The organism is Colwellia sp. MB02u-6 (assembly GCF_014077095.1).
GTDB lineage: Bacteria > Pseudomonadota > Gammaproteobacteria > Enterobacterales > Alteromonadaceae > Cognaticolwellia.
Genome location: NZ_JACGVG010000024.1, coordinates 1 through 222, shown reverse-complemented (window position 1 = coordinate 222; position 222 = coordinate 1). Strand labels below are relative to the sequence as shown.

General features: G+C 59.5%; 1 protein-coding gene. It reads left to right on the top strand.

Annotated elements, in window-relative coordinates:
• Positions 1–222, top strand: a 222-nt coding sequence (locus H4J46_RS17610) for a HAMP domain-containing protein (RefSeq protein ID WP_182231806.1), incomplete at both ends; no start/stop codon positions are given.

Genomic DNA, 222 nt, shown 5'->3' with positions numbered 1-222 from the left:
GCTGGGCGGTCAGGCGCAAGTGCCGGGCGTCGATGGCACCTGGAAGGAGCTGACCGACAACGTCAACGCGATGGCGAATAATCTGACCACGCAGGTGCGTAACATTGCCGAGGTGACCACGGCGGTGGCCAAGGGCGACCTGTCGCAGAAAATCACGGTGGATGCCAAGGGCGAGGTATTAGAGCTCAAGAACACCGTCAACGAGATGGTAGACCAGCTTAA